We start from the raw sequence: 7,890 nt of genomic DNA, 5'->3' as shown, positions 1-7,890 counted from the left end.
AAAGGTGTGTTTCCTAGTGATGCAGCATTGGAGAAATTAGTGTATCTGGCATACCGAAATATAAAGAAGAAATGGATAAGACCATTGGTAAATTGGGGACAGAGTGCGCAACAACTAGCTATAAAATTTGGTGATAGGTTTCAGATTATGTAACTTTGCTGCCGTGATTTTCTCCTCATCTGTGAAATGCGATTAAAAATCGCATCCCCCATCTGAGGTTAAGGACTAAAGAAATCAGATACTATGACACAGTTCAGTTGACGTACCCGATTTATGCTTTATTTTACTCAAAAGTTTTTATCTTTACGTCAAGCGCTATAATTGAAGTTAAAATATCTCCGCCTGTTGAAGTGAACAGATATTCTAACCCATGTTAGCAAAACACACTTAGTCAAACAAAAACTAGAATACAATGAAAATTAAAACACTCGTAATCTCGCTTATGCTTCTCTTAGTATGCGGAAGCTATGCACAAACAGTTAGTTATTCATATAAACCATTAGCAGAAGAAGGATGTTGCATTGATTATAGCATAGCTAAACAAGATTCAGTATATTCTATTATCGTAAAAGTAACATCAAATAGTTCGCTTTTTCTTAAAGAGGCAACAATGTTACTTAAAACATTCGATGGCGAAATAATTAAGTTACATGGTAAGGCTATTAATATTGATTCTCAATCTACAAATTATGCTTCTGGGAATATAAGCTCTACAGCTCAATTCATAGCAACACCTGCTCAACTTGAATTACTAAAGAAAGGAATATCAAAAGTTAGATTATCAACATCGCCGATAGAACATGAGCGAGAATTCAAAAAAGATAAGATTGGGGAAAAACTATATCAACTATTTCTCAAACAAAAGGATAAAGATAATAATTTCTGATATTAACAAGGGCAAGCCATTTCATTAAGCCACTAGGGCTATTTAATGAAATGGCTTGTTTATTTCATCAATATGTTTTTTGACAAGGTCCTACGCAAATACACTCTACAACTTTAGAGATTTTTGCGTATTTACGCACTTTTGTCTAAAGTGAAGTGGGGATTTTACATGATAGAGATTTCATCAATACGGAGCTTTAACATTCCAGCAGGTACTTTTATTTCTACGATGTCCCCTACTCGTTTCTTAAGCAGTCCTTGGGCAATAGGTGTCTTAATAGAAATCTTACCTGTGGAGAAGTCGGCTTCCATAGGATTCACAATAGTATATTTCATTTCACGGTTATGCGTAAGGTCCATGAGCTTAACAGTTGAAAATAACTGTACGGCATCTGTGGTAAGACGGCTGCGCTCAATGATACGTGCATTGGTGAGTTTTACTTTCAGACGGTCTATACGTCCTTCCAGCTTGCCCTGTTCACGTTTAGCGGCATGGTATTCAAAGTTCTCACTAAGATCACCCTTATCTCTTGCCTCGGAAATTGCTTCGGAAATACGTGGACGTTCAACGGTCATAAGCTCGTGAAGTTCGGCAACCATCTTGTCGTATCCTTCCTGTGATATGTATTCTATCATGATTTTCAGTTTTACGGCTGCAAAGGTATTACTATTTCGTAAATATCATGCCACAAATGACAAATATTTTATTGGAGTAATTGATGTACTTTGTTTTTTTGTGTGTACTGTAATTTCTTTGCCGTTGTCATGGACACAAAAGGAAATAAGGTTACAGGGAAACTATGTCTTAATCTAATTGTAAGTAACAAAAAAAAGAGCCAGAAATAACTCCGACTCTTTATATATTTATCCACAAAGGGAATGTTACTCAGCAGCAAGTGTAAAGCGCTTGTAAGCAACGATAGATAGACCACCCTGTGCTTTCAACCAATCCTGAACGCTGATCTTATCACCATCACCAAACTGGAACTCCTGATCTACAAGGCAGTTATCCTTGAAGAACTTAGCCATACGACCTTTAGCGATGTTCTGAATCATTGTTTCGTTAAGATTAGCTGTCTTCTCAGCAGCAGTAGCTTCGCTAATCTGCTTTGCCTTATCAGCCTCTTCCTGTGTCAACCAACCCTTGTTGATGTTGCTCTCGATATGCTCTGCAGAGTCAACGAGATTAGGATTAAGACCAGCCTTCTTAAGAGCTGCAACAACAGCCTTCTCAACCTGCTCTTCCTTAGTCTTCTCGATAGCTACCTTCAACTCCTCGTCTTTAACAGCCTGAGGAACAGAAGTCTCGTCAAGAGCTACAGGACGCATAGCTGCAACCTGCATAGCAACCTTATGACCAGCCTCATCGTTGTTAGCGCTCAACTGAACCATTGTTGCAAGAGTGTGCTTACCCATGTGATCGTATACAGCGATGTTATCACCTTCAAGGAAGTTGTAACCATCAATCTCCATCTTCTCACCAGAGATACCTGAACGATGCTGAACAGCTGTTTCAGCCTCATCACCATTAGCAAGTTTCAAAGTCTTAACCTCATCGATAGTTTTAGCCTTTGCAGCAATAGCAGCATCAAGGATGTTCTCAACAAGTTCTACGAAATCCTTACCAGCAGCAACAAAGTCTGTTTCGCACTTTACAGCAACCATAGCTGCAAAACCGTCAACGCTCTTTACAAGAACACAACCATTAGATGTCTCACGATCAGAACGCTTAGCAGCAATAGCCAAGCCACGCTCACGAAGTAAATCCTTAGCCTTGTCAAAATCGCCTTCAGCCTCAGTAAGGGCTTTCTTTACGTCAGCAAGACCAGCACCTGTCATGGCGCGAAGCTTCTTAATATCTTCAATAGAAATAGCCATAATATTGATTTTCTTTAATAAAATAAAGTTCTAAAAAAACGTGATAGGGTCTTATATGATTTATTAGGGTCTTATAGATCCTATCAAAATCCTATAAGACCCTATTTAATTATTCAGCAGCAGGAGCTTCTTCCTTTGCAGGAGCAGCAGGAGCAACTGTCTCTTCCTTTGCAGGAGCAGGGGCAGCAGCCTCATCCTTGCGAGCCTTACGAGTACGCTTCTTGCCTTCACTAGCTTCCTCAGACTGCTCTGCAGCAGCCTTTTCGTCAGCCTTTTCAGCCTTACGCTCCTCAAGACCCTCAGCGATAGCACCACAAACAGCAGTCAAGATAGTCTCAACACTGTCTTTAGCATCATCATTAGCTGGGATAACGAAGTTTATGTTCTTAGGATCTGAATTAGTATCAACGATACCAAATACAGGAATACCCAGGCGGTTAGCTTCCTTAACAGCAATGTTCTCAACCATTACGTCTACAATGAAAAGTGCACTTGGTAGACGAGTAAGGTCTGCGATAGAACCAAGGTTCTTCTCAAGCTTAGCACGCTGACGAGTAATCTGCAACAACTCACGCTTTGAGAGGTTAGAGAATGTACCGTCATTCATCAGTTTATCGATGTTCGCCATTTTTTTAACTGCCTTACGGATAGTAGGGAAGTTAGTCAACATACCACCAGCCCAACGCTCGTTTACGTATGGCATGTTTACTGAAGCGGCCTTATCGGCTACGATTTCCTTAGCCTGTTTTTTAGTAGCGACGAACAGGATTTTCTTACCTGATTTAGCGATTGCCTTAAGAGCTTCTGAAGCTTCATCAATTTTAGCTACAGTTTTGTTAAGGTCTATGATATGAATACCATTACGCTCCATGAAGATATAAGGAGCCATAGATGGATTCCACTTGCGACGAAGGTGACCAAAGTGGCAACCTGCCTGAAGTAACTGGTCAAAATTTGTTCTTGACATTTTTCCTAATTTAAATGTTTACTTTCTTTTTTAATTCTTATTAGAATCAGTCGGATAGTAGCCACCCGAAGGACAGATCTACCCGATTTAGATACTAAACAGGAACGTTCAGTTGGATTAACGCTTACTGAACTGGAAGCGACGACGAGCTCCTGGCTGACCTGGTTTCTTACGCTCAACAGAACGACTGTCACGTGTAAGGAATCCTGCATCCTTCAACTTTTTCTTGTCATCAGCATCAATCTTAACAAGTGCACGGGCAATAGCAAGACGAAGAGCCTGGCTCTGACCTGTAAAACCACCACCGTTAAGATTAGCCTTGATGTCGTATTTACCTTCAGCTTCCATCAACTGTAAAGGTTGCTTAACAACATACTGAAGTATAGCTGATGGAAAGAATTCTGTTAAATCTTTCTTATTTATAGTGATCTTGCCTGTACCTTCAGAAAGGTATACACGAGCTACCGCATTCTTACGGCGACCAATTGCATTAATTACTTCCATCTTACTTAATTATTTATACTGATTAATATCGATTGACTTTGGCTTCTGAGCAGTCTTATCATGCTCTGTGCCATCGAATACGTAAAGGTTATCCATAAGAGCACGACCAAGGCGTCCCTTAGGAAGCATACCCTTTACAGCGTGGCGTACCATCTTATCTACACCATCCTTGCGAGAACGAAGTTCTGCAGGAGTGTTGAAACGCTGACCACCAGGGTAACCAGTATAACGTGTGTAAACCTTATCAGTTTCTTTCTTACCAGAGAAAACTACCTTAGCGGCATTGATAATGATTACATTGTCACCACAATCACAGTTAGGTGTGAAGTTTGGTTTGTACTTTCCGCGAAGCAGCTTAGCTACTTTAGAGCAAAGGCGACCTACAATCTGATCGCTGGCGTCAACTACGACCCACTCTTTCTTAGCTGTTTCCTTATTAGCGGAAATAGTCTTGTAACTTAAAGTGTTCATTTTAAAAATTAAATTTTACTACTAAAAAACGTTTAATTACATTGTTATAACAGAGACCTCACGGCGCCTCCAGTCTAAAAGAGACCATCCATAGCTTTTTCTCTGCCGTGCAATAGATTCACTAACTGCGATACTCGGCCAAAAGTAAAGCTATTAACACCATTGCACTACCGGGGTTTCTAAGAGTCGCCCCTGTAATCGGTGTGCAAAGGTACATATTTTATTCTTACTTCATGATGCAAGAGCATGACGCAATCCTTAAATTTACAGTTAATTAACTATATTTTAAATAGTTAACTAAATTAAGTCAAAGGAAAATGATCTATCGAATATGATTTAAGATTTCTGATATTTTCTATTTAGATGATTATCATAGTTATATTTGAAGATGTTTTTCCTTATCTTCACTACATTATATCTAAATATAAATTTCAATAATGGGAATACAGGTTTTGAATTGGTTTGATAAAAAGCCGGTGGCAAATATACACGATACAACTGAGCAACGGTGTCAAAGGCACTGAAATCTTTGATATCCTCTAGATGGTTATCGTATAACCAGTCTTCAGCATAGAAACGATTATTTTGCAAAGCGGTGTAATCGAAATGCGGTAAGGTACGAATATACTTAGAAGTTGCCCACCAGAAGTTTCCAGCATACATTTTATAAGGTGCTGGTTTGGGCGGACAACGATTACATCCATAAGTATCATAACCATCAAGAAGTACGTTTGCGGCTGCCTGCCATTTATCCATAAGGAAATATTCCATGAGTATTCTCCACGCATCAACTCTACGCTTGAACTTAGCAAAACGATGGTCTTTGCGCTTTTCTGTGAAAAAAGAAACGCCCTTGGTATGGAAATAATAGAACAGGCAATCTTCTTTCTCAGCCTTTTCTCGAAGAAATTCCAATGCAGGATACTCAAAGACTCTAGGATTATCGACAGCAGATATTATTTCTAATTTATCACTATTGACGATTTGTTTAAGGATATCCCCGTCCTCCTGATGCAACGCCACACAACTTACATAGAGTTTGGCTGTGGCATCAAGAAGTCCACTCGTTCGCAGATGTGCTACTTGGGCCTTAACCAATGACTGCCATCCGTCTGCACAAAACACATGATAAACTCCATATATCGGCATATCTGTATTTACAGGATGCTCCCATCTAGATAAATCCTGGCTCTGCATCGTACAGAACAGAGTATTATATATCCTTAAAAAAATATTCATCCCTTATTATTTTTAAGTTTCTGAAACTTCTTCTGACATATCTTCTTATAGTTATAACCAAAGACATGCTTCTGAATTTTTCGATAGTTATACATAAAAATAAACCTCAACTTATCTACCACTTTGGTTGTTCCCTTTGCATACAACGAACGAGAAATACGAACAAAATACAAATCAGCAATTGTATCAAATGCAGAAAAGAACTTATGAGTATTTTCAAAGAGCCATGTTTCGGAATAAAACCGATCATGAGCTATAACGTCTTCTCTGAAATTAGGAAGTGTCCTGATATACAAAGAATTTGCCCACCAATAACTTCCAGAATACATCTTCTGTTTTCTTGGAGGCCATAGATAACAACCATAAGTATCATAGCCAGAGTTAAGAGCATTGACAGCAACATTCCATTTGAAAAAGATGAAATACTCCATCATCTCACACCATGCAACAATTTTATTCTTAAAAGAAAGAAAGGCATGATCAGTACAGTCTGAAGTCTGATAGCTTATCCCCTTTGTATGGAAATAATATATCATGCAATCTTCTGCAGCGCTTATCTGCTTTACAAATTCCAATGCAGGATATTCATATCTGCGCGGATTATCAGTGACGGATATTATCTGTAGTTTATCACTACCAACAATCTCCTTCAATTTATCAACATCACTCTCATTACTCGTGATGCAACTTACATAAAACTTTGTAGTAGCATCAAAGAGTCCACTGGTTTTAAGGCTTTCTATCTGCTTGATAACCAATCTTTCCCAGTCAGTATCACAATACACATGATACACTCCATATATATTTCTATCTGATTGAGGTGTTACATCCCACTTTTCCAAGTCACGCTTGTTGCAGACATTAAAAAGAGTGTCATAAACTCTGGCAAATATATTCTTCATTACAAATCAGCTCTTAACGATTCGATAAGGTTGGCAAACATGTCGTGCATACTATACATCGGAGTCCAACCAAGAGAACGCATCTTCTCTGTTGACAGTCTCAACTTGGTGACAGGCGAATAACCCATTCCGTCCTTTAACTCAATAACTGGTTTTACATCAGGATTGAATTCCGTGCAAAGGTAACGTGCCATGTCAACAATGGAAATATATGTATCTTCGTTAGCCACATTATAGGCTTCACCATCTTTTCCCTTCAACAAAATATAGAGTATAGAACTTATGGCATCTATTGTATAGCAATAACATCTGCTAAGTTCTCCTGTTGTATGCAATATGATATCGCTACCAGAGATGATGCTGCGAGCAAACTGGGCAAACACCCGATTGTCATCTTTAGATACACCAGCACCAAACGTCTGAGCAAGTCGGGCTATACGCACTGGTAATGACTTTTCAACAGCATAAGCATGACAAAGACATTCGGCTGCACGCTTACCAATAGGATAACTGCTGCGGGCATCAATAGGATTGATATATCCCTGCTGATCTTCTGTCAACGGGGTTGTATCATCATAAACAGTTCCATAAACTTCAAGAGAAGAGATGTATGCCATGGACTCAACGGAATGTGAAGATGCATATTCAAGCACCTTCTCTGTACCACGTATTCCCGTTACAATAGTCTCGACAGGATATTCAAGAAAATATCTTGAAGCTGTGGGACTGGCGAAATGAACTATATAATCAGCCTCATCATAAGGACTGAAAGATTCTGATGACGCGAAGTCATATATATAGAAGTCATGGCTGGCTGTTTCTTCTCCAAATATACGAAGAGCCTTTTCCTTATTCCTTACCACACTTGTGACATGCAAATGAAGTGAATATCTTTTATTAAGAGCCAAAAGACACTTTACCATACATGCGCCCAACAATCCTGTAGCGCCTGTAATGACAAACCTACGTTCTCTTAACATCTCGGCAAGCGGAAACATTCCGGCAAAGTTGTCGATATCACGTTTCTCTATTATATTCATATTT

At 39.1% G+C, this 7,890-nt stretch carries 9 protein-coding genes and 1 pseudogene; 2 read left to right on the top strand and 8 right to left on the bottom strand.

What is annotated here, in order from left to right:
- A pseudogene (locus B045_RS15045) lies at positions 1–153 on the top strand (IS256 family transposase); the annotation flags it as partial.
- Between the two features lie 259 nt (positions 154–412).
- Positions 413–886, top strand: coding sequence for a hypothetical protein (locus tag B045_RS0103930; protein WP_018462968.1), 474 nt, complete (start codon positions 413–415; stop codon positions 884–886).
- A gap of 164 nt (positions 887–1,050) precedes the next feature.
- Here the strand turns inward: B045_RS0103930 and greA are convergent, their stop codons facing one another.
- From greA to B045_RS0103890, 8 genes are all read right to left on the bottom strand, one after another.
- Positions 1,051–1,518 carry a transcription elongation factor GreA gene (gene greA / locus B045_RS0103925; protein ID WP_025883861.1) on the bottom strand — a complete coding sequence of 156 codons (468 nt, stop codon included), beginning with the start codon at positions 1,516–1,518 and terminating at the stop codon, positions 1,051–1,053.
- A 249-nt stretch (positions 1,519–1,767) separates the two neighbouring features.
- Entirely contained in the window at positions 1,768–2,763 is a 996-nt protein-coding gene (gene tsf, locus B045_RS0103920; protein WP_018462966.1) for a translation elongation factor Ts, read from the bottom strand.
- A 109-nt stretch (positions 2,764–2,872) separates the two neighbouring features.
- The gene (gene rpsB, locus B045_RS0103915) at positions 2,873–3,730 is read right to left on the bottom strand and encodes a 30S ribosomal protein S2 (RefSeq protein WP_018462965.1); all 858 of its coding nucleotides are present in this window, start codon (positions 3,728–3,730) and stop codon (positions 2,873–2,875) included.
- A gap of 117 nt (positions 3,731–3,847) precedes the next feature.
- Positions 3,848–4,234 (bottom strand): 30S ribosomal protein S9, encoded by a 387-nt coding sequence (gene rpsI / locus B045_RS0103910; RefSeq protein WP_018462964.1) that lies wholly within the window; start codon positions 4,232–4,234, stop codon positions 3,848–3,850.
- A gap of 9 nt (positions 4,235–4,243) precedes the next feature.
- Positions 4,244–4,705 carry a 50S ribosomal protein L13 gene (rplM, locus tag B045_RS0103905; RefSeq protein WP_018462963.1) on the bottom strand — a complete coding sequence of 154 codons (462 nt, stop codon included), beginning with the start codon at positions 4,703–4,705 and terminating at the stop codon, positions 4,244–4,246.
- 336 nt (positions 4,706–5,041) lie between these two features.
- Positions 5,042–5,944 (bottom strand): hypothetical protein, encoded by a 903-nt coding sequence (locus B045_RS0103900; RefSeq protein WP_025883857.1) that lies wholly within the window; start codon positions 5,942–5,944, stop codon positions 5,042–5,044.
- Positions 5,941–6,846 (bottom strand): hypothetical protein, encoded by a 906-nt coding sequence (locus tag B045_RS0103895; RefSeq protein ID WP_018462961.1) that lies wholly within the window; start codon positions 6,844–6,846, stop codon positions 5,941–5,943. The genes B045_RS0103900 and B045_RS0103895 overlap by 4 nt, the downstream gene beginning before the upstream one ends.
- The gene (locus tag B045_RS0103890; RefSeq protein ID WP_018462960.1) at positions 6,846–7,886 is read right to left on the bottom strand and encodes an NAD-dependent epimerase/dehydratase family protein; all 1,041 of its coding nucleotides are present in this window, start codon (positions 7,884–7,886) and stop codon (positions 6,846–6,848) included. Before B045_RS0103890 ends, B045_RS0103895 begins: the two co-directional genes overlap by 1 nt.
- Positions 7,887–7,890 lie beyond the last annotated feature (4 nt).

Origin of the sequence: Segatella paludivivens DSM 17968 = JCM 13650 (assembly GCF_000373185.1) — a bacterium.
Taxonomy (GTDB): Bacteria; Bacteroidota; Bacteroidia; order Bacteroidales; family Bacteroidaceae; genus Prevotella; species Prevotella paludivivens.
Note: the sequence above shows the minus strand (reverse complement) of the source record. Positions and strands in the feature narration are given on the sequence as shown.

What these genes read in the sequence shown, in the direction of transcription:
- B045_RS0103895 (WP_018462961.1), bottom strand. Translation starts at nt 6,846, where the DNA reads ATGAAGAATATATTTGCCAGAGTTTATGACACTCTTTTTAATGTCTGC.
- rpsB (WP_018462965.1), bottom strand. Translation starts at nt 3,730, where the DNA reads ATGTCAAGAACAAATTTTGACCAGTTACTTCAGGCAGGTTGCCACTTT.
- B045_RS0103900 (WP_025883857.1), bottom strand. Translation starts at nt 5,944, where the DNA reads ATGAATATTTTTTTAAGGATATATAATACTCTGTTCTGTACGATGCAG.
- rpsI (WP_018462964.1), bottom strand. Translation starts at nt 4,234, where the DNA reads ATGGAAGTAATTAATGCAATTGGTCGCCGTAAGAATGCGGTAGCTCGT.
- rplM (WP_018462963.1), bottom strand. Translation starts at nt 4,705, where the DNA reads ATGAACACTTTAAGTTACAAGACTATTTCCGCTAATAAGGAAACAGCT.
- B045_RS0103930 (WP_018462968.1), top strand. Translation starts at nt 413, where the DNA reads ATGAAAATTAAAACACTCGTAATCTCGCTTATGCTTCTCTTAGTATGC.
- B045_RS0103890 (WP_018462960.1), bottom strand. Translation starts at nt 7,886, where the DNA reads ATGAATATAATAGAGAAACGTGATATCGACAACTTTGCCGGAATGTTT.
- tsf (WP_018462966.1), bottom strand. Translation starts at nt 2,763, where the DNA reads ATGGCTATTTCTATTGAAGATATTAAGAAGCTTCGCGCCATGACAGGT.